Source organism: Polymorphospora sp. A560 (genome assembly GCF_045781765.1).
In the GTDB taxonomy this organism is placed as follows: Bacteria; Actinomycetota; Actinomycetes; order Mycobacteriales; family Micromonosporaceae; genus Polymorphospora; species Polymorphospora lycopeni.
Map to the genome: position 1 here is coordinate 3,178,076 of NZ_CP122282.1, position 21,149 is coordinate 3,199,224.

The following is a 21,149-nucleotide window of genomic DNA, read 5'->3' on the forward strand; positions in this document are numbered from 1 at the left end:
GAGTCGGATAGTGGAATCCGGTCACCATCCCGGCCCGCGTACCCGGTTCGGTCATCCGGACCAGGATGCCCTGCCGCCGGTCACCGAACTTCTCGGCCGACCGGAGATGGAGATCGACATCTCCGCGTCCGCGCAGTTCGTCTCGGGCCGACGGGTCCTGGTCACCGGTGCCGGTGGATCGATCGGCTCGCAACTCTGCCAGGCGCTGCTGTCGCTGGCGCCCGCGGAGCTGATCATGCTCGACCACGACGACTCGGCGCTCGAAGCCGTACGGCTGGCCATGCCGCCGGATCACGCGCGGGCCGCGCGCCTCGTGCTCGCCGACATCCGGGACGTCGGCCGGATCGAACGGGTGGTCCGCGCCGGCGGGCCGGACGTGGTGTTCCACGCGGCCGCGCTCAAGCACGTCCCGCTGCTCCAGCACCATCCGGAGGAGGCCCTGCTCACCAACGTCTTCGGCACGCACAACGTGCTGCGGGCGGCCGCACTGAACCGGGTGCCGCTGGTGGTCAACCTCTCGACGGACAAGGCGGCGGACCCGATCAGCGCCCTGGGACACACGAAGTACATCGCCGAACGGCTCGTCGCCTGGTACGCGGAACAGGGCAGGGAGACGAGGTACGTCAGCGTCCGGCTCGGGAACGTGCTCGCGTCACGCGGTTCCGTCCTCGAGGTGTTCGCGGTCCAGGCCGCCACCGGACAGCCGCTCACCCTGACCGACGAGCGCGCCACCCGGTACTTCATCACCCCCGCGGAGGCCGTCGGCATGCTGCTCACCGCCTGCGCCGTAGGCAGGAGCGGGGACACCCTGCTCCACAACCGGGGCGTCCCGGTCAGGATCAGCGACACCGTACGACGGTTCATCACGCACCACGGCGGCGACATCGACCTCCGCCAGACCGGCCTGCGGCCCGGCGAGAAGCTGCACGAGGTGATGTCCGGGGTCCACGAGCGAATCGAGGAGCCGGACGGGTCACCGCTGTCCCGGGTCCGCGTCGCACCCCTGGAACCGACGGCGGTCCGGTCGGCCTACCAGTCGACCGAGGGCGCGGTCACCGTGGGGTGGCTGCTGCGGTTCGTCCGGACCACCGGCGCGGCCGTGGCCCGGCACGCACCGCCGGCGTCCGGCGGCGACCCGGGCCACGGGCATCCCACCCAGGACCGGTTCGGGTTTCCGATGGCGTGGGCGATCGACTTCCGGCGGTCGATGCACCGCTTCGACCGGACCGTGGCGCGGTGGCGCCCCGAGCAGGCCGCCTCGGTGCGGGCCGCCACGCTGCTCTGCGACGGCGAGGACCGGGCCGCCCTCGACGTACTGCGCGCCGGTCCGGGGGAATCCTTCCGTGACCTGTTCAACGCCGGTGTCGCGTACGAACGGCTCGGTGACCACCGGGCCGCGGGCCGGTCGCTGGACGCGGCCCGCCGCCTGCGCCCCGACACGTTCGCCGCCCTGCGGGCACAGCCCGAACTGCGGCGCGCGACCCTGGTGCTGCCGTTCCCCGTCACGAGCGGAGGAATGCGGGTCCAGGTGAAGGTCGCCCGAACCCTCATGGAGATCGGCTTCCGGGTCACCGTGTGCCAACTGCGCGGCGACCCGACCTGGATACCGGACGCACAGGACTTCGAACGTGTCGTCGCCGTGGACAGCCACGCGGAACTCGCCGGCGAACTGGGGCGTTTCCCCGATTCCCTGACCCTGGTCGGATGCTGGGTCGACTACCTGCCCGCGCTGGCCGCCGCCCGTGGGCCGGTGGTCGGCTACTCCGGCGGCGAACCGACCCTCAACGAGTCCGACGGGTTCGACGACGCCTTCCTCTCCTACCGCCACGAAGCACACCGGTTGCCCGTACGGTTGCTGACCTGCTCCCGCTTCATCCAGCGGACCTACCGGGAGAATTTCGGGCGCCCCTCCTCCTACGTGCCGGCCGCGCTGGACGAGCGGGCGTTCCTGCCCGGCCCGGAGAAGGCACGCCGCCCGCTACGGGTCCTCCTCGTCGCCCGGGACGGGATCAAGGACAAGGGGCTCGGCTTCGCCGTCCCCGCCCTGGTGAACCTCCAGCGCCGTGGCCTCGACATCGAGATCGTCTGGGTGACGCAGCAGCCCCCGGAGGTGTTCGTCGACCTGCCGTGCGAACTGCACGTCGACCCGCCCAAAGACCTCCTGTACGACATCTTCCGCAGCTGTCACGCCCTCGTGTACCCACCCCTGGTCGACGGACTCGGGCTCCCGCCGATGGAGGCGATGGCCGCGGGGGTGGCCGTCGTGGTCACGGCGAGCGGCGGCTCGGGGGAGTTCATCCAGGACGGCCTGAACTGCCTCGTCGTCGAGAAGGGGAGCGTGCCGGCGATCGAGAACGCGGTCGAACGCCTCTACGTCGAACCCGCGCTCCTCGCCCGGCTCGCGGAAGGCGGCCGCCGGACGGCGGCGACGTACCGGCCGGACAACGCCGCGGGCCTGCTGCGCCGGTGGGTCGACACGTTGAACTCCCCGGTCTGCACGGAACTGCCGTGAACATCGCCGAGCACGTCGAGCGGGGCCGGCGGCTGTTCCCCGACCGCGTCGCCGTCCAGGCCGGCGACGCCCGCTGGACCTACGCCGACCTCGACGCGTACACCGGCCGTCTCGCCGCCCACCTGCGCTCCACCGGTGTCGCCTCCGGCGACCGGGTGGCGCTGCTGCTGCCGAACACGGCGGTGTTCGTGGTGGCCTACCTGGCGGTACTGAAACTCGGGGCCACGGTGGTCCCGGTCAACACCCGGCTACAGGCCGTCGAGATAGGGCACATCCTCGACGACAGCCGCTGCGCCCCGGTGCTGACCACCCCCGACCTGCGACCCAAACTGCCCCGTACGGCGGCGGTCCGCGTCCTTCCCGCCCGCGGCGCACCGGCCGACTTCGACTTCACGCCCGACGGCGGCGTACCGACCGCCCAACTCGACCGGGACACGCCCAGTACCCTCCTCTACACCTCGGGCACGACCGGACAACCCAAGGGCGCACTGCTCTCACACGGCAACGTCGTGTCGAACATGAACGCGAAGGTCCGGCACACCGGGATGGGCCCGGACGACCGGCTGATGCTGTTCCTCCCGCTCTACCACTGCTACGGCCTCAACGCGGTTCTCAACGCCGGGCTGAACGCCTGCGCGTCGGTCGTGGTGCTGCCGTCGTTCGACCGTGGACGCTGCCTCCGGACGATCCGCGACGAGCGGATCACGATGTTCTTCGCCGTTCCGTCGGTCTACCGCCTGCTGCTGGACTCCGCCGTGTCCCCGGACGAACTGGCCGGCATCCGCTATTTCATGTCCGCCGGCGCGCCGCTGCCGGTGACCACCCAGTCGGCCTGGGCCGAGCGGTTCGGCACCGTCATCAACGAGGCGTACGGCCTGACCGAGACGTCGCCGTTCGCCTGCTACAACCACCAGTTCCGGCACCGGATCGGATCGATCGGCGCACCGATCGAGAACGTCGAGGTACGGGTGGTGGACCCGGCGACCGGCCACCCGCTGCCGGTGGGCGAGATCGGCGAGATCGTCGTCCGCGGGCCGAACGTGATGCTCGGTTACTGGAACGCGCCGCAGGCGACCGCGGCGGCGATCGTGGACGGTTGGTTCCGCACCGGCGATCTCGGGCGGGTGGACGAGGACGGCTACTTCTACCTCGTCGACCGGCGAACCGACCTGCTGATCGTCGACGGGCAGAACGTCTACCCGGCGGAACTCGAACGGGTGCTGCGGGCACACCCCGGGGTGGCCGACGTCGTCGTCTACGGCCGCCCGCACGAGGTGGTCGGCCACATCGTCTGCGCCGGCGTCGTCCCGGCCCGCGACGCGCCGCCGACCCGGGCCGACCTGCGCGCCCACTGCGCCACGCGGCTCGCCCCGTACAAGGTGCCCAAGATCTTCACCTTGCTCGACGAGATACCCCGGGGCGAGACCGGGAAGCCCCTCAGGAACCTCCTCGCCGGCACCACCGCGGACGGTCGGCCCGGCCCCCGTCCGGTCCCCCCGGGGCACGACGGCGACGATCCCCGATTGGAGTACGTCCGATGACGGACCGCGACGTGACCGAGCAGATCCACCAGGTCATCGAGGACGAGCTCAGGTGGCCGATCCCGGAGGAAGGACTGACGGACGCGACCAGGATCGGCGCCGACGGACTGGACCTCGATTCCGTGATGCTCATCGAACTCGCCGTGCGCCTCGAACAGCGGTTCGGCTTCACCATCCCGGACCACGAGATGTTCGAACTCGCCGAGCGGTCGATCGGGGAGGTGGCGGGTTACGTCACGGCACGGCTCGCCACGAACAGCGTCGCGAACCAGGCGACCTGACGTGAGCGCGGCTGACGGCGGCCCCGAGCCGGGGGTGGACCCGTCCGACCAGGTCTTCCTCGGTGTCGCGCTCGGCCCGTTCGATCCGGCGGTCGCGGCGGTCCGGGCAGGACAGGTGGTGGCGTACGCGGAGGAGGAACGGTTCGTCCGGAGCAAGCACGCGATCGGGCGGTATCCGAGCCGGGCACTGCGGTACTGCCTGGAAGCCACCGGTCGCCGGCTCGACCAGGTGGCGGCCGTCGCGGTGGGCTGGGACTGCGCCGCCTACAGCGACGGCCGGATGGCCGCCTTCTACGACGCCCTCGCCGGGGAATGGGACCTCGATCCGGCGACCGTGCGGTGGCAGCGGTCGACCCTGCGGCGGTTCAGCGTGGACGGGATGCGCTCCTACCACCACCGGCACTGGCGGCGCGAGTTCGGCGACCTGGAGTTCCCACCACTGCGCCATTCCCCGCACCACTACACCCACGCGTTCCAGGCCGCGATGGAGTCGCCCTTCGAGTCCGCCGTGACGCTCACCGTCGACGGGTCGGGCGACGCCGACACGACGGTTCTGTGGCTCAGGGAAGCCGACCGGTTGCGTCCGCTCCGGCGGATCCGCATGCCCCACTCGTTGGGTTGGTTCTACGCGGCCTTCACCGAATACCTCGGATTCGAGGCGTACGACGGTGAATACAAGGTGATGGGACTGGCGGCGCACGGGCGGCCCGACCCGGACCTGTCCGAACTGGTCGGCCAGGTGCTCATGCCCGCGCCGGACGGGATCGAGTTCCGGCTCGACCCCACCTTCATCCATTATGGACAGCACACCTACTCCGACCGGTACACCGACAAGCTCGTCAAGCTCCTCGGCGCGCCGCCCCGACTGGCCGACGGGGAGGTTTCCGGGTGGCACATGGACCTCGCGTACGCCGTGCAGCACGCGCTCGAGGAAGCGGCCAGCCGCCTGGTGCGGTGGGCGGTACGGGAGACCGGCGTCGGCAACGTCTGCGTCGGCGGCGGGGTCGGCCTCAACGTCCGGATGAACTCCCGCCTGCTCGACCTGCCGGAGGTGGCCGACGTGTTCGCGCACCCGCTGTGTGCCGACGGCGGTGGAGCGGCGGGTGCCGCCCTGGTCGCGTCGTTCCGCCAGACCGGTCGGCTGCCATCGCCGCTGACCACGTTGGCGCTCGGACCGGAGATCGACACCGCGGCCGCGGAGGCCGTGCTCCGCACCGCGCACATCCGTTACGAGAAGCCGGCCGACCTCTACGCGACCATCAGCCGGGAACTGGCCGACGGCCGGATTGTCGGCTGGTGCCAAGGACGGATGGAGGCCGGCCCCCGGGCCCTCGGACAGCGCAGCATCCTCGCCGACCCCCGCACCGCGGCGGTCCGGGACCGGGTCAACCGGGTGATCAAGTATCGGGAGATGTGGCGCCCCTTCGGCCCGGCCATGCTGGCGGCCGCGGCCGGCCGCTACCTCGACCGGGCGACCGACTCACGGTTCATGACGATGGCCTTTCCCGCGAGCGGGGCGCTGCGGTCGGCGGCACCCGCCGTCGTACACCGCGACGGCACGTCGCGGGTCCAGTTGGTCCATCCCCGCAGCAGCCCCGGCCTGCACCGGCTGCTGACGGCGTTCGACGAACTCACCGGAGTGCCGGTCCTGCTCAACACCTCGTTCAACGTCCGCGGTGAGCCGATCGTCTGCACCGTCGAGGACGCCGTGCGGACCTTCTTCGCCACCGGCCTCGATCTGCTGGTGCTCGGCGACGTGGTGGTACGCAAGGACCCGGCCCCGGAGGGAGCGCGATGATGGACGTCCTCGTCATCGCCCCGCACCCTGACGACGAGTGTCTCGGCGCGGGCGGCACGATCGCCGGCCTCGCCGACGACGGCGCACGGATCACCGTGCTCACCGTCGGCGGCCACCTGCCGCCGCTGTATCCGCCCGGGGTCCACGAGGAGGCGGTGGCCGACGCGCGGCGCGCCCACCGGATCCTGGGTGTCACCGAATCGGTCTTCCTGGACTTCCCGGCGGTCGTCCTCGCCCGGTATCCGGTCGCCACCCTCAACGGCGCCGTGCAGGAGGTGGTGGACGCGACCCGGCCGAGGATCGTGCTGATCCCGTTCCCGGACCGCCACGTCGACCACCGGGCGGTCTTCGAGGCCGCCATGGTGGCCACCCGCCCCGTCCGGGCGGGCCGCGACACGACGATGGTCGCCATGTACGAGACCCTCTCCGAGACGTACTGGAACGCGCCGGGAGCGGAACCGACGTTCAGTCCGACCTGGACGGTCGACATCTCGGCCACCATCGACCGGAAGACACGGGCCCTCGCGGAGTACCGCGCCCAGGTGAGCGAGTTCCCCGGGCCCCGATCCACCGAGGCGGCCCGGGCGCTCGCGCTCTTCCGCGGCAGCCAGTCCAGCGTGCCGTACGCCGAGGCCTTTCAGATCGCCCGCGCCACGTTCGCACCGACCGCCCTGATCCGGCCCGGACCGGGACGCGAGGGTGACCGGGAACCCGCCGCCGAGCCCGATCGGGGAACGACACCATGACCTCCAGCGGCCCGGGACACCCCGACGTCGTCGTCGTCGGAAACGGCGCGCTCGGTCTCTTCCTGGCGAGGGCCCTGGTCGGAGCCGGCGTCACGAAGGTCGCCGTCGCCGGACCGCCCGCCCGCCCCGGGGCGGCGAGCACGGCGGCCGGGGCGATGCTGGGCTCGTTCGGCGAGGTCACGAAGGACACCTTCGGAACCGCCGCCGGGCGTGCCAAGTTCGATCTCGGCCTGGCGGCACACGAACTGTGGCCGGACGTGCTGGCCGAACTCGCCGTCCTGGCCGAGGAGGCGGGGGAGCGGCTGCACCGGGTCGCGGACACGCACGTCGTCCTCAACGGCTGCGGCGGGCCGCTGGACACCGTGAACTACGCCGCCATCGTGACCGCGTTGGGGACGTACGTTCCGCGCTGGCGCGAGGTCGACGGGGCGGACATCCCCGGCTATCAGCCGCGGCCCGACGGGCGGGCGCTGCGCTGCCTGCTCATCCCCGGCGAAGGCGCGATCGACGGCAACCAGGTCATCCGGCTCATGGACCGGCATCTGGCGGCGAGCGGGGTCCGGTACCACCCACGGGCGGTGCGGCGGCTGCTCGTCCGGCACGGCCGGGTCGCCGGCGTCCAGTTCGACGACGACGAGACGCTCACCGCCGGCGTGGTCGTGGTCGCGGCCGGCGCCCGTACCGCGGAACTGCTGCGCACCGCACTCGGACCGACGGAGGTGCAACCCATGCTGGCCGGCACCGGCACGGCGGTCGTCCTGGACCGCACCGCCGGCCGGCCCTTCGAGACGGTCGTCCGCACCCCCAACCGGGGCGGCGCCTGCGGGCTGCATCTGATCCCGCTCGGCGGCGACCGGGAGTACGTGGGCGCCAGCAACCTGCTGGCGTCGGCGCCCCGGCTGAAGGGCACGGTCGGCACCACCGCCGCGATCCTCCAGCAGGTGGCCCGACAACTCGACGAGGGGGCGTCGGGCCACGAGATAGCCGAGTGGCGGGTCGGCAACCGGCCGGTCGCCCTCGACGGGTTCCCGCTCGTCGGCTGGACCTCGGTGCCCGGTCTGTACGCCCTGAGCGGCACCTACCGCGACGGCCTGCACGCCGCCCCCGCCCTGGCCGGGCACGTGACGGCCGAGATCACCGGCGGGAAGGTGACCCTGGACCTTCCGTTCGCGCCCGGCCGCGAACCGGTCTCCACGCTGACCGTCGAGGAGTCCATCGACGAGTACGCCCTGCACATGACCTCGCTGTGGTTCGAACTCGGCGGCCACGCCCCCAGCCAGCTACCGACCGCCGCACTGACGGGGTGGTACCGCGACGAGGCCCGGCAGGTCTACCGACGTACCGGCATCACCCTCGGGCTCAATCCCGACGTCCTGTGCCACCTCGTCACCCCCGGCGGCCGGTCGGCACTGCCGGGACTGCTCAGGTACCTGCGCGACAAGGGTCACACCCAGACGCCGTCCCGGGCATCCGCCGGACCCGGAACCGAGCCCCAGGAGTGGACATGACCATCACCGGAAGCGCCCGGGTCGACGCGACGGCGGTTCTGGGCCGGGGCGTGACCCTCGGCGCACACGTCCGGATCGGACCGTACGCCGAGATCGGCGCGGGCACGCGGGTCGGCGACGGTGCCTGGATCGGGCCGGGGGCCCGGCTCGGCGACGGCGTCACGATCGCGCCCGGGCTGCGTGTCGGTGTCGACGCTGCGGTGCGTGACGCGGCCGTGGTCCGCGACCACGTGCCCGCCCTCGCCGTCGTCGCTGGTTCCCCGGCCCGGGTGGTGTCGTACGCGCACAACTCGGTGGCGCGGCTTCCCGGAACCGCCGGCCCGGACGGGAACACCGCTCCGTCGCCATACCTACGGCTCCTGCCCGAGGTCGTCGAGGACCGGGGCGCACTGGTGGTCCTCGACCGCGGCCCCGACCTGCCCTTCGAACCGCGCCGCTGCCTGCTCATCCACGGGGTGCCACCCGGCGGCCACCGCGGTGACCACGCCCACCGAAGCCTGCACGAGGTCCTGGTCTGCGTGCACGGCCGCTGCCTGGTGCTGCTCGACGACGGGCGCGGCCGGCGCGAGGTCGTTCCGTTGACCCGGCCGGGCCTCGCCGCGCTCGTGCCACCGCGTACCTGGACGGCGCAGTACGACCACTCGGCGGACGCCGTACTGATGGTGCTCTCCTCCGCCGCCTTCGACCCGGACGAACACGTCGAGGACTACGGCGAGTTCCGGAACCTGGTCGGTGCGGCGTGAAGCGGGTGCCGTTCCGCGACATCCGCGCCGAGAACGCCGCCTTCCGCGACGAACTGGTCGCGGCCACGACCACGGTCGTCGACGAGGGCGCCTTCGTGCTCGGCGAGCAGTGCGCGCTGTTCGAGGCGGAGTGGGCGGCGTACTGCGCGACCGCGCACGCGGTGGGCGTCGGCTCCGGCCTGGCCGCGCTCGAACTCATCCTGCGGGCGTACGACCTGGGACCCGGCGACGAGGTCCTCGTACCCGCGTACACCTTCATCGCGACGTGGCTGGCCGTCTCCGCCACCGGCGCGACACCGGTGCCGGTGGACGTGGACCGGCGCACCGGCAACATCGACCCCGGCGCGACGCTGGCGGCGGTCGGTCCCCGGACGGCGGCCGTCATCGCCGTCCACCTGTTCGGCACCCCGGCGCCCATGGCCGAGCTGCGCCGCGTCGCCGACCGGCACGGGCTGCTGCTGATCGAGGACGCGGCCCAGGCGCACGGCGCGACGTACCACGGGCGCAGGTGCGGGTCGCTCGCGGACGCGGCCGCGTTCAGTTTCTATCCCACCAAGAACCTTGGCGCCCTCGGCGACGGCGGCGCCGTCACCACCGACTCGACCGCCGTCGCACAGCGCGTACGCCGGCTGCGCAACTACGGGATGTCGACCCGGTACGAACACCAGGAGCGGGGAACGAACAGCCGCCTCGACGAGATACAGGCGGCCATGCTGCGCGTCAAACTGCGGCGACTGGACACCCTCAACCGGGCACGTCGGATGGTGGCGGCACGTTATCTGGCCCTGCTCGCGGACAGCGCGATCCAGCTACCGCCGCAGCCCGACGACAGCGACCCGGTGTGGCACATCTTCAACATCCGCCACCGGGAACGCGACCGGATCCGTTCGGCGCTGCACCGCGACGGGATCGACACCCGCGTCTACTACCCGGAACCGCCGCACGAGAGCCGGGCGTACCGGGCCGCACGCCCGTGGCCCGAGCTGCCCGTGGCCGGTGAACTCGCCCGGACGTCGCTGGCGTTGCCCTGCCATCCCCACGCGGCCGACACCGCGCCGCGCGTCGCCGCGTCGGTCCGCGCCGCGCTCACCGCGAACGGCCGCGGCACCGGGGGATCGGACGTCGCCGCCGTCGAAGGTGTCGCGTGAACGTGGGACAGGCCGGCGCGACGGTCGTGTCCCACAGTTGAGGAGCCTGGGGTGAATCCGCAGACGACCCACGAGGAAAGCGGGCGAACACCGTGATGGAAGCCACCGTCTGGGACCTTGTCAACGGCACCGACGCCGCCCGGATCACCCTGGACGAGGACGAGCGGGCCCGGATGGACGCGAGCGCGGACCGGTTCGACCAGGCGATCGCCGCCGACGAACCGGTGTACGGGGTCACCCGCGGCTTCGGTCCACTGGTGAGGTTCGCGGCCGACCCGGACAACGCCGCACAGGGGCTCAACCTCATCCACCACCTGGCGGCCGGGCTCGGCCCCGCGCTCGCCCCGGACAGCACCCGGCTGATGCTGCGACTGCGGATCGAGGGCATGAAGAAGGGCTACTCGGGAATCCGGCCCGCCGATTGGGGCAATCTCGCGCGTGCCTTCAACGCCGGCTTCCTCCCGGTCGTTCCGGCCAAGGGCAGTGTCAGCGCCAGCGGCGACCTGCTCCCGCTCGCCCACGCCGCGCTGGCCCTGGCCGGGCACGGCGAGGCCTGGCGCGAGCAGGACGGCGTCCTCTCCACCGAGCCGGCGGCGGACGCCCTGGCCCGGCTGGGACTGCCGGCGATGCGCTGGGGCGCCCGGGAGGCCCTGTCCTTCGTCAACGGCAGCAGCGCCAGCCTCGCCGTGGCCCTGCAGAACCATGCCACGACCCTGTCCCTGAGCCGGATCGGCGCCATGCTCACCGGCCAGACGGTCGACCTTCTGGGAGCCTGCACCGAACCCTACGCCGACGCCGTGGTGCGGGCCCGGGGCCAGCTCGCCGGACACGCGCGGGCGGCCCGGTGGATCCGTGACGAGCTTGCGGTCGACGTCGCCGCCGGCAAGGCCCGGTCCGTGCAGGAACCGTACTCGCTGCGTTGCGCGCCGCAGATCATCGGCTCGGTCCTGGACTACCTGCGATCCGTCGAACCGCTGCTCCTGCAGGAGGCGCACGCCTGCTCGGACAACCCCGTCGTGGCCGCGGAGGCGGTGCTGCACGCGGGAAACTTCCACGCGATCAACGCCGGTGTGGTCTCCGACCTGCACGCGGTACTGGTGCACCAGTTGGCCTTCCTCGCCGAACGGCAACTCGCGCTCGTACTGGAACCGGGCACCAACGGCGGCCTGCCCGCCCTGCTGGCCGGCTCGCCGGGAGCCACCAGCGGCCTGGCCGGACTGCAGATCTCGGCCACCGGGCTGGTCGCCGAGATCCGGCAGAAGTCGGCACCCGCCACGACGACCGCACTGCCCACCAACCTGTCCAACCAGGACATCGTGCCGATGTCGCTGATCGGCGCCCTGCGCACCCGGGAGCAGGGCGAGCTGGCCGCGCTGGTCCTGGCCGCCCTGGCGATCGCCGTCGCGCAGATCAGGCACATCCGTGGGGTGACACCCACCGCCGGACTCTGGGCCGACATCCTGCGTGCCTGCCCGCGCCTGGTCACCGACCGGCCGCTCTCGGCGGAGGTCAACACGATCCGCGACCTGCTCCTGACGTGGGCCGCCGCCCGCGGGCCCGACGACCGGCGGATTACCGGTACGCAACGATCCCGCGCCCGGACCGCGGTGCGATGAGGGTTCTCGGCATCGGCGGCTCGGTGCACGACTTCTCCTGCTGCCTGGTCGAGGACGGCAGGGTCGTCGCCGCCGTCGAAGAGGAACGGATCTCCCGGGTGAAGTACCACCCACTGGGCCGGATCTCCGTCGACCAGATGCGGCTGCGCAGCGTCGACTACTGCCTGGACATGGCCGGGCTGACCATCGACGACATCGACCACGTCGTCGCCAACGACCTGGTGTTCCCCGCGATGCTGCGCGGCCTGCCCCGGGTCGAGCGGATCAACCACCATCTCAGCCACGCCGCGGCCTGCTACCTCGTCTCGCCGCACCGCGAAGCCGCCATCCTGGTGATCGACGGCTTCGGCTCGTTCAGCGCCGACGGCGCGGAGACGGTCAGCTACTTCACCGGCAGCGGTGCGGACATCACCCTGGAACTGCGTCACCACGGCGTGGTGCGCCGCAAGCGGCAGGATGCTCCCTTCAGCTGGCGCAACTTCGACTTCGTCGAGGACTCCCTGGGGGTCTTCTACAGCCACGTCACGGACCTCCTCGGCTTCGGCGCGTACGAGGAAGGCAAGACGATGGGGCTCGCCGCGTACGGCGGCACCGGGTTCGTCGCCGCGTTCGACGACCTCGTCCGGATGCGCGACGACGGGACCATCGTCTACCGGCGTCGGGAGCGGGACGCGGTCGCCCGGTTCGTCTCGTCCCGGCTGCGGTCGGCGGGGACCGGCGACCGCGACGACTTCCGGACCCGGGCCGACATCGCCCACGCCACGCAGCTGATCCTGGAACGGGCCGTCCTGCGGCACGCGACCCTCCTGCACGAGCGCACCGGCGCGGACACCCTGTGCGCGTCCGGCGGCGTGTTCATGAACTGTGCCGCCAACTACCGGCTGGTGACCGAGGGGCCGTTCCGCGAAGTCTTCATCCACGGTGCGAGCGGCGACAACGGCACGGGCATCGGGGCGGCCCTCTACGGCTACCACCGCACGTCCGGGCTGCCCCGCACGCCGACCCACGACCCGGTCATCTACACCGGGCGCAGCTACGACGAGACCGAATGCCGCGCCGCGCTGACCAGGCGACGGGGCGAGGTGCGCTTCCACCGCTCGGACGACCCGCCGCGCGACGCGGCCGTCCTGCTGTCGCGGGGAAACGTGACCGGCTGGTTCCAGGGCGGCTCGGAGTTCGGCGCGCGCGCCCTGGGAAACCGCAGCATCCTCGCCGACCCCCGCAAACCCGGGATGAAGGACCGGATCAACGCGATGGTGAAGGGGCGGGAGGCGTTCCGGCCGTTCGCGCCGTCCGTACTGGCCGAACGCCAGCACGAGTACTTCGATCTCCGGCTCGACTCGCCGTACATGTGCGTCAACGCTCACGCGCTCGGCGGCGGCGCGACCGTTCCCGCGGTCACCCACGTCGACGGCAGCGCGCGTTTCCAGACGGTCGGCCCCGCCGTCAACCCGGCCTACCACGCGTTGCTCCGCGAGTTCGCGCGCCTGACCGGGGTCGGGGTCCTGCTGAACACCTCGTTCAACGAGCGGGAACCGATCGTCGAATCGCCGGACCAGGCGCTCGACTGCTTCCTCCGGACCGACATGGACTGCCTCGTGCTCGGCCCGTTCGTCGTCACGAAACCGGGCTCCGCCGCGCGGCCCGGCTGAGGGGACACCGGCGGACCGGCCTCCGCCAGCCGACCACCCCGGCCACCGAGCCGGGCCACAACGAGGAGCAGTCGATGCGGGAGATGACGCCGAACCACGCCGGCGGCGGCGCCGCCCACTTCCTTTCGGTGTACATGCAGGCACCGGACATCACGGCCCTGACCATCATGCGGCACGACCTGTGCGCCGCGCTGTGGCGGCAGACCGGCGACACGGTGACCCTCCAGCGGTACTGGGAGTTCGAGCGGTTCACCGGCCTGAAACACCACCGCCTCCCGCTGCGGCGGGCGGAGACCGCCCGCGCGTTCCTCGACGACCTGCTGGCGGAGGAGGGCCTCTCGCTCGACGACATGGCCGCGGTGTGGGGCACCCCCCATCTGTCGACCGACGCCGAGTTCGCGAAGCGTCAGGTCCCGGCCGGCCACACGGTGCACAGCATGTCGCACCTGTTCTCGGCGATCGGCATGGACTGGCGGCTGCTCCGGGAGGGCACGATCCTCGGGCTCGCCCTGGACGCCGGACCGGACTTCCAGCTCGACACCGCACCGCCGGAGGCCATCTATTCGGGGTGCGTCGTGGACCGGGGCGAGATCACCGTGTTCCCGATCGAGTCGCCCGGCCCGATCTGGTTGTTGGCGCGGGGAAGGTTCGGACGCGAGGAGGGCACCCTGATGGCGCTCTGCTCGGCCACGACCTGCTCCGTCGAGTTCGACGTCCGGTCGCTCGTCGACGAACTGCCGTTCCGGACCCAGGCGGAGGTGTTCCACGGCGCGGACACCCTCATCGACCGGACCCTCGCCGCGGTCACGGAGGCGCTGGCGACCCCGCACGGTCGGGAGCGCAGCCGGTACGACCCGCGGTTCGACCTGGTCGACAACGTGCAGAGCGCGGTCATGAAACTCCTCGAGGAGGCCTCGTTCCGGATCGTGGACCGCACCATCGACCGGTTGACGGCCGAGTACGACCTCGACCTGTCCCAGACGCACCTGGGTATCTGCGGCGGGTACGCCCTCAACTGTCCGAACAACTCCCGGCTGATGGACAAGTACGGCTTCCGTGGCCTGCTCGCGCCACCCTGCGCGAACGACGGCGGCCAGGCGCTCGGCCTCGGACTCATGGCCCTGCACGACCGGGCCGCCACGGCCGTCGGCGACTTCCGGCTGCGCCACGCGTTCCACGGCCGGCAGCGGCTGCGGACGGCCGAGGCGTTGGCCCAGTTCGCGCCGGTCGTGGCCGAGGCCGGCCCGTTCGACGTCGGCCAGGTGGTGACCGACCTGATCACCGAGCCCGTCGCCTGGGTGCGTGGTCCGGCGGAGATCGGACCACGGGCGCTGGGACACCGCAGCATCCTCGGCGACCCACGCCGGGCGGAGACCAAGGACGTGATCAACCGGATGAAGGGGCGGCAGTGGTGGCGGCCGGTCGCGCCGATCGTGCTGGAGGAGCACGCGGCGGACTGGTTCGAAACCGATCGGCCGTCGCCGTTCATGCTGGAGGTGTTCCGCGGGCGTGACCGCACCCGCGACCACGCGCCCGCGGTGCTGCATCTCGACGGCACCGCCCGGGTGCAGACCATGAACGCGGCCGACGACGAGACGCTTCACGAGGTGATCTCGGCCTTCCACGCTCTCACCGGGGTGCCGATCCTCGCCAACACGTCGCTCAACGACAGGGGGGAACCCCTGGTGGACAGCGCCGCGGAGACGTTGAACTTCTGTGTGCGCAAGGGTCTGCGGGTCGCCTATCTGGGCGACGTGCGGGTCGTCCTGCGCCCCGACGCCGGGCGGATTCTCGATCTGGACGCACCACACCCCCGACGCGACGAACTGTTCACGCGGGAGGCCGCCCGGTGGTCGGCGCTGTGGAGCGAATGGACGGCCTGGAATCTGTCACCCGCTTCGCTGTTCGTCTATGCCTGGAATCCGCGCCTCCGGGACGCGGTCGACCCGTTCTCGGCGACCGGGGCACGCACCGTGGAGATCGCCAGCTCGGCGTTTCTCGCCGGTGCCAGTGACCGGGAACGGCGGTTCGTCGCTCACCTCGTCCGCTGCTTCGGACCCACCGCCGACCCGATCAGGTCGGCGGCTTCGGACGACTTCGTGGGTGGGGGTTGAACCGGCCCGTCGCGACCGTGCCCGGCCCTGTCCGGGGCACCCGGCCACAGACCTTCTCCCTCAAGGTAGTTGAACAGCGCCGACGCCGCCCGTAGACGGCGCCAGCTCAGCTCGTTTAGGTTCCGCAGGCGGGCCTCCAGGGCCGTCCGGGTACGGGTCGAGTCGCCCTGGTCCATGGCGTCCATGACGGCCTTCGCGGCCGGCAGCGGATAGCCGGAACCGCGTAGCATCGCGATGACCCGGGCCCGGACGAGTTGCTCCCGGTCGTAGAGGCGGTATCCGGTCGACGGTTCACGCGCCGGTGCGAGAAGGCCGAGTTCCTCCCACACCCGCAGCGCCGACGGTCGTACGCCGGCGATCGCGGCGGTGTCCCCGATGCGTAGCGGTCCGGACGTCCGCAGCACCGCCGGTGGCTCCTGGTCGAACGTCCTGAGCAGTGCCTCCGCCGCGGCGCGTTCGTGATCGAGTTCGGCGTGCCCGCGGTCGACGGCGGCCAGCGCGCCGGCGGTGTCACCACTGTGTACGGCGCTCAGCACGGCGACCGCGGTGTGCCAGCCGTATCCGTCGAGCAGGATCCGCGCGACCGTCAGCGCCCGCGCGTGCCGGCCGGTGAAGACGCGGTAACCGTTGGCGGCGCGTTCGGCCGGCGGGAGGAGCCCGACGTCCACGTAATTGCGGATCTGCTGCACGGACAACCCCGCCGAGCGGGCCAGGTCGACGCCGCGCATTCTGGATTCTCCAATTGAGGGTTTCATTCGCTCGAACCGGTGACCGGACCGCCGTTGAAGTGGATTGTCATTGTGGTCATTTGGTAAAAGTATCAAACGGTACTTGAATGATATCGTCGATGTTCCTGGTCGTTGTCGAACAGGAGGTCCGACGGGTGTCGTCCGTCGTTGTCGAGGATCTGTCCATGACCTACCGGGTGCCGGTCCGGCAGGCCGGATTGATGTCCGCCCTGCGGTCGGTGGTCCGGCGGCGTTACCGGGACGTCCACGCGGTGCGGGACGCGTCGTTCCGGATCTCCAGTGGTGAGGTCGTCGGATTCGTCGGCCCCAACGGGGCGGGGAAGACGACCACCATGAAGATCATGTCGGGACTGCTGCACCCGACGGCGGGTGAGGTACGGGTGCTCGGCTTCACGCCGTGGCAACGCAGGACCCCGTTCCTGAAGCAGATCGCACTTGTCCGCGGTAGCCAGCCCACCGGTGGCTCCCAGGAGTTGACGCTCCTCGACGCCCTGCAATACCAGCGCGTGCTCTACGAGGTTCCGGCCGCCGACTTCCGCCGAAACCTCGACGAGCTCTGCGAACTGCTCGAACTCGGCCCGTTGCTGGAACGGCAGCTGCGGGCGCTGAGCCTGGGCGAGAAGATGCGGGCCGGACTCGCACTGTCCCTCTCGTACCGACCGAAGGTGCTGTTCCTCGACGAACCGACGCTGGGCCTGGACGTGTCGGCGGCGACCACGATCCGTCGGTTCCTCGCCTCCTACGCGACACAGACCGGGGCGACGATCCTGCTCACCAGCCACTACATGGCCGACGTCGAAGCCACCTGCCGTCGCCTGATGCTGATCGACCACGGCAGCGTGCGGTACGACGGTCCGCTCGGGCAACTGTCGGCCCGGCTGTCCCCGTACAAGCTGGTCCGGATCAGCGCGGCAGACGCGACCAAGGAGGTCCTCGCCGAGATCGCCGAGGTCGTGTCGACCTCCGGCATGAGCTGGACGCTGCGGGTGGCCCGCGCCGACGTGGCCAGGGTGACGTCGGTCCTGCTCGCCACGTTCGAGGTGGCGGACCTGGCGGTCGAGGAGCCCACGCTGGAGGACGTGATCGATCGCGCCTACCGGGACGGCGTATGACCCGCCGGCTGCGGCGCCTGGTCCTCCTGCGGATCCGCAACCAGTTCCTCGACTGGTCCGGCGCCTGGTGGTTCACCGTGACCCTGGTGGCCAGCGAGGCGGTCGGCCCCCTGCTCGGGCTGGTCGTGTGGTCCGCGGTGCTTCCGGGCGATCCGGCGGTCGCCGGCTACTTCGTCGCGCTGGTCGCCGTGCAGCTGCTGACCGCCTCGTACGAGAACCACACGTTCTCCGAGGCGATCTACGAGGGCAAGATCAGCCACGACCTGCTCCGGCCGCAACCCGTCATCGTCGCGCCCATCGGCGAGAACGTCGCGATCCGGATCTGGCTCGGCATCTTCGGGCTGCCGCTCACCCTCGTGACCGCGCTGGCGGTCGGCGTCTCGTACGACTGGACGGCGCTGGCGGCGGCGGTCCCGGTGCTCGTCGGCGCCGCGGTGCTGCGATTCCTGTGGACCTGGCTGCTCGCGCTGGCCGCGTTCTGGACCGGGCGCGTACATGCGCTGGTGACGTTGGGAGGAATGATGATCTTTCTTCTCGGTGGCGGTGCCGCCCCCGTCTGGCAGCTACCGGACGCCTGGCAACCCGTCGTCGGTGCCCTGCCGTTCTACGCGATGCTGGGCCTGCCCGCCGACGTCGCGACCGGATCGGTGCACGGCTCGGCCCTCGCCGTCGCGTACCTCGTCCAGCTGGCCTGGAGCGCGGCGTTCGCCGGTGTCGCCGTCGTGGCCTGGCGTGCGGGCGTACGACGGTTCACCGCCGTCGGGGCGTGACCCGTGCGCGTGCTGGTCAAGATGGTCCGCCTGCTGGGCATCGGTTTTTCGATGTCGCTGCGCAGGACGTTGGCGTTCCGGGTGGACCTGCACTTCGACGTCATGATGTCCGGTATCTCGTTGGCGTCCACGCTCGCCGCCGTGTTGATCATCTTTGGCCGTACCGACCATCTCGGGGGATGGACGCGACCGGAGATGTTCGTGCTGGTCGGCACCTTCGAGCTGCTGACCGGTGTCAAGGCGGCGTTCGTGGACCCGAATCTGTCGCTGCTCGCGAACCGTGGCATCCGGGAGGGACGGCTCGACCATCACCTGCTGGCGCCGGCGCCCGGTCTGTTCCTCGCCACGTTGGGTACGGCGGCGCCGTTGTCGTGCATCCACGTCCTGCTCGGACTCGGCGTCGTCAAAGTCGGGGTCGGCATGACCGGCCGGGCTCCGGAGCCGGTGGCGGTCGCCGTCTGGCTGCTGCTGCTCCTCCTCGGGACGGCCGCCACCTGGGCCGTCGGGACACTGATCGGCTGCATCGCGTTCTGGGCGCCCAAACTCGACCTGCAGAGCATCTACGGCACCGCATGGCAGTTCGGCCGCTATCCACCGGACATCTACGCCCGACCGCTACGGTTCCTGCTCTCCTACGTCCTGCCGCTCATGCTCGTCGCCGCGTTCCCGGCCGCCGCGTTGCTGCGGTCCCCGGACTGGACCACGGTCGCGGCGGCGGCCGCCACCGCCACGACAGCGGTCCTGGCCGCGTTGGCGGCGTGGCGGGCCGGGTTGCGGCGGTACGTCGGGGCGACCAGTTGACCCTGGCCGGGTGTCCGGTCCCGCGCTATCCGGTCCGGCGCCAGTAGATCGAGTACGGGTCGATGAACCGGATGGGGTCGGTGATCCGGTTCCGGTCCCGGAACTCGTGTACGGCGGCGGCGCAGGCGGGTATGCCGTAGTCGTCGACGATCAGGAAGCCTCCCGGCGACAGCCTGGGGTACAGGTGCACGAGAGCGTCGGTCGTCGAGCGGTGCAGGTCGCCGTCGAGCCGGATGACGGCCAGGCGGTCCAGCGGCGCCGACGGCAGCGTCTCGCTGAACCAGCCGCCCAGGAACCCCACCTGATCGTCGAGGAGGTCGTAACGCCGGAAGTTCTCGCGTACGCATTCCTCCGACACGGCGAGGACGTCGTTCTTGTCGTGCAGGCCGAGTTCGACGTCGAGGGGGTGGCTTCCGGCGCCGGCGGAGGGCACGCCCTCGAAGGAGTCGGCCACCCAGACCTTCCGGTCGCGTACGCCGTGTGCGCGCAGGATGGCGCGCGCGAAGATGCAGACGCCGCCACGCCAGGCACCGGTTTCGATGAAGTCCCCGGGAACGTCATCCTCGATCACCTGCTCCAGGCACTCCTGCACGTTGTCGAGCCGCTCGACCCCCACCATCGTGTGGGCGACATTGGGCCACCGGGCGGTCCGTTCCCAGTCGGAGGAGTAGGAGACCGCGAAGCCGGGGTTCCCCTCGAACCAGGCGATCGGAGCGCCGCGGTAGATGGAGTTGGTGAGGATCCGCTTCATGAGATCGAGATAGAGCGGTGCGTCGTTCTTCAAGAACGTTCTCCTCGTTCGTCGCGGTGGCTGGCCGCGGCACGGGTTCGGGCTGTCGACGGTCGGTGCCCGGTCCGGGCCGGCGGAGGCTCACTCGGTACTCCAATGCTCCAGCTGTTCGGTGAAGTCCTCGCACGCCCTGGTGCACTCCCGGACGACCTTGGCGACGAGTTCCGTGCAGTGCGGTGGAACCGCCGAGATCGAGTCACGCCACCTGGCGGCGGTCGCGCAGGCGGTCAACCACCGCAGGAGCGCCCGCCCGGAGTCCGAGTACCGCAACGATGGGTCGGACCTCAGCCCGTCGAGTACGGCGGCCACGTCGACCGCCTCCTGCGCGCCGTCCGTACGGGCACCGCCGCGTGCCGGGGACACCGGATCGACCGGCGGCTCCGACGCGGCCGGCGGCACCCGCTGCGCCGCCGGCACCGGATCCTCGCCCCGGCTCACCCTGGCCCGGACGTCGCGTGCCGTCCCGACCGACACGCCGGCTGCCCGCGCGATCTCGCGCAGGGACGCGTCCGGCCTCTGGACGATCATGCTGCCGGCGATGAGCCGGCCCTGCGCGGTGCTGAGCGGCCTGACCCGCCCGTCCCTGCCCAACCGGGCCTGCTCGGTCGAGCCGCCCGCCGTGCGGTGGCGGATCGCCGCGACGGTCCGGGCGGCCAGGCCGGTGCTGCCGGCGATCGCGCGGTCGGAGAGTTGGGGGTGGGAGCGCACTATGCGCTCGGCCGCGGCCCGCCGGTCCGCCGGGGTGAGTGGGAGACCGTGTTCCACGTTCGCCTGTACGGCCAGCCGGAACGCGTCGGCAAGGCTGCTGCGGACGAGGATCGCGTCGATCTCCGTACGACCGTTCATCCACGCGGCGGCGACGCGGTGCATTCCGTCGATCACGGTCATCGTCTCCTCGTGGACGATGACGGGAGGCAGGTCGGTCTCGACGTCGGCCAGGATGCGTACGTGCTCGGCGTCGACGCCGTTCAGTCGAGGGGAGTCCCCGCTTCTCAACTCGTCGAGCCGGAGACGGACGGTTCTGCCGCCCGCCAGTCTTCTCGGCGAGGTCGGTTCGACGATATCGGAGCCCGGATTCGAACTCATGCTCGCGCCGGAAAAGGTGGGATCATCAGGATCATCTCCTCCCGGAATGGTCCCGTGATCGGGTTGTCGCGGTAGCCGTGCGACCCTATTTCACGGGCGCCCGCAATGAGGACGGTGGCTGCCTTGTTGATATCGACGTGGCAGCGCGCGGGTGCCGTACCCGACGGTGGGTGGCGAAGAAT

Annotated in this window: 17 protein-coding genes; 14 read left to right on the forward strand and 3 right to left on the reverse strand. The window is 71.4% G+C overall.

The window, feature by feature from the left end; genetic code table 11:
- The first annotated feature begins 10 nt into the window (after positions 1-10).
- The 11 genes from QCD66_RS14395 to QCD66_RS14445 all read left to right on the forward strand — a co-directional run bounded on the left by QCD66_RS14395 (position 11) and on the right by QCD66_RS14445 (position 15,659).
- On the forward strand, positions 11-2,512 hold the full coding sequence (locus QCD66_RS14395; RefSeq protein WP_375734462.1) for a polysaccharide biosynthesis protein: 2,502 nt from the start codon (positions 11-13) through the stop codon (positions 2,510-2,512).
- Complete coding sequence (locus QCD66_RS14400) at positions 2,509-4,053, forward strand: class I adenylate-forming enzyme family protein (protein WP_375734461.1); 1,545 nt, start codon at positions 2,509-2,511, stop codon at positions 4,051-4,053. Before QCD66_RS14395 ends, QCD66_RS14400 begins: the two co-directional genes overlap by 4 nt.
- A complete protein-coding gene (locus QCD66_RS14405; RefSeq protein ID WP_375734460.1) occupies positions 4,050-4,334 on the forward strand; it encodes an acyl carrier protein in 285 nt (94 codons plus the stop codon). The genes QCD66_RS14400 and QCD66_RS14405 overlap by 4 nt, the downstream gene beginning before the upstream one ends.
- 1 nt (position 4,335) lies before the next feature.
- Positions 4,336-6,132, forward strand: a complete 1,797-nt coding sequence (locus tag QCD66_RS14410) for a carbamoyltransferase (RefSeq protein ID WP_375734459.1) — start codon at positions 4,336-4,338, stop codon at positions 6,130-6,132.
- Positions 6,132-6,878, forward strand: coding sequence for a PIG-L deacetylase family protein (locus QCD66_RS14415; RefSeq protein WP_375734458.1), 747 nt, complete (start codon positions 6,132-6,134; stop codon positions 6,876-6,878). The genes QCD66_RS14410 and QCD66_RS14415 overlap by 1 nt, the downstream gene beginning before the upstream one ends.
- Positions 6,875-8,386, forward strand: a complete 1,512-nt coding sequence (locus QCD66_RS14420) for an NAD(P)/FAD-dependent oxidoreductase (RefSeq protein WP_375734457.1) — start codon at positions 6,875-6,877, stop codon at positions 8,384-8,386. The genes QCD66_RS14415 and QCD66_RS14420 overlap by 4 nt, the downstream gene beginning before the upstream one ends.
- Positions 8,383-9,129 carry a WxcM-like domain-containing protein gene (locus tag QCD66_RS14425; protein WP_375734456.1) on the forward strand — a complete coding sequence of 249 codons (747 nt, stop codon included), beginning with the start codon at positions 8,383-8,385 and terminating at the stop codon, positions 9,127-9,129. The genes QCD66_RS14420 and QCD66_RS14425 overlap by 4 nt, the downstream gene beginning before the upstream one ends.
- Positions 9,126-10,277 (forward strand): DegT/DnrJ/EryC1/StrS family aminotransferase, encoded by a 1,152-nt coding sequence (locus QCD66_RS14430; RefSeq protein ID WP_375734455.1) that lies wholly within the window; start codon positions 9,126-9,128, stop codon positions 10,275-10,277. The genes QCD66_RS14425 and QCD66_RS14430 overlap by 4 nt, the downstream gene beginning before the upstream one ends.
- 95 nt (positions 10,278-10,372) lie before the next feature.
- Positions 10,373-11,893 carry an aromatic amino acid lyase gene (locus QCD66_RS14435; RefSeq protein ID WP_375734454.1) on the forward strand — a complete coding sequence of 507 codons (1,521 nt, stop codon included), beginning with the start codon at positions 10,373-10,375 and terminating at the stop codon, positions 11,891-11,893.
- Positions 11,890-13,545: a carbamoyltransferase gene (locus tag QCD66_RS14440; protein ID WP_375734453.1), complete on the forward strand. Its 1,656-nt coding sequence runs from the start codon at positions 11,890-11,892 to the stop codon at positions 13,543-13,545. Before QCD66_RS14435 ends, QCD66_RS14440 begins: the two co-directional genes overlap by 4 nt.
- 74 nt (positions 13,546-13,619) lie before the next feature.
- On the forward strand, positions 13,620-15,659 hold the full coding sequence (locus tag QCD66_RS14445) for a carbamoyltransferase C-terminal domain-containing protein (protein ID WP_375734452.1): 2,040 nt from the start codon (positions 13,620-13,622) through the stop codon (positions 15,657-15,659).
- On the opposite strand, the gene QCD66_RS14450 is transcribed toward QCD66_RS14445, so the two are convergent.
- Positions 15,581-16,387, reverse strand: a complete 807-nt coding sequence (locus QCD66_RS14450; RefSeq protein ID WP_375734451.1) for a MerR family transcriptional regulator — start codon at positions 16,385-16,387, stop codon at positions 15,581-15,583. The two genes, QCD66_RS14445 and QCD66_RS14450, sit on opposite strands and share 79 nt — an antisense overlap.
- A gap of 119 nt (positions 16,388-16,506) precedes the next feature.
- Here QCD66_RS14450 and QCD66_RS14455 point away from each other — a divergent pair, with 119 nt between their 5' ends.
- The 3 genes from QCD66_RS14455 to QCD66_RS14465 are packed head-to-tail and all read left to right on the forward strand — an operon-like array spanning position 16,507 to position 19,091.
- Complete coding sequence (locus QCD66_RS14455) at positions 16,507-17,520, forward strand: ATP-binding cassette domain-containing protein (RefSeq protein ID WP_375734450.1); 1,014 nt, start codon at positions 16,507-16,509, stop codon at positions 17,518-17,520.
- Entirely contained in the window at positions 17,517-18,290 is a 774-nt protein-coding gene (locus tag QCD66_RS14460) for an ABC-2 family transporter protein (protein WP_375734449.1), read from the forward strand. The genes QCD66_RS14455 and QCD66_RS14460 overlap by 4 nt, the downstream gene beginning before the upstream one ends.
- Before the next feature lie 3 nt (positions 18,291-18,293).
- On the forward strand, positions 18,294-19,091 hold the full coding sequence (locus QCD66_RS14465) for an ABC transporter permease (protein WP_375734448.1): 798 nt from the start codon (positions 18,294-18,296) through the stop codon (positions 19,089-19,091).
- Positions 19,092-19,116: 25 nt separating this feature from the next.
- Here QCD66_RS14465 and QCD66_RS14470 read toward each other — a convergent pair whose 3' ends face one another.
- Positions 19,117-19,875, reverse strand: coding sequence for a TylF/MycF/NovP-related O-methyltransferase (locus tag QCD66_RS14470; protein WP_375734447.1), 759 nt, complete (start codon positions 19,873-19,875; stop codon positions 19,117-19,119).
- A gap of 87 nt (positions 19,876-19,962) precedes the next feature.
- Positions 19,963-20,877, reverse strand: coding sequence for a transcriptional regulator (locus QCD66_RS14475; protein WP_375734446.1), 915 nt, complete (start codon positions 20,875-20,877; stop codon positions 19,963-19,965).
- Positions 20,878-21,149 lie beyond the last annotated feature (272 nt).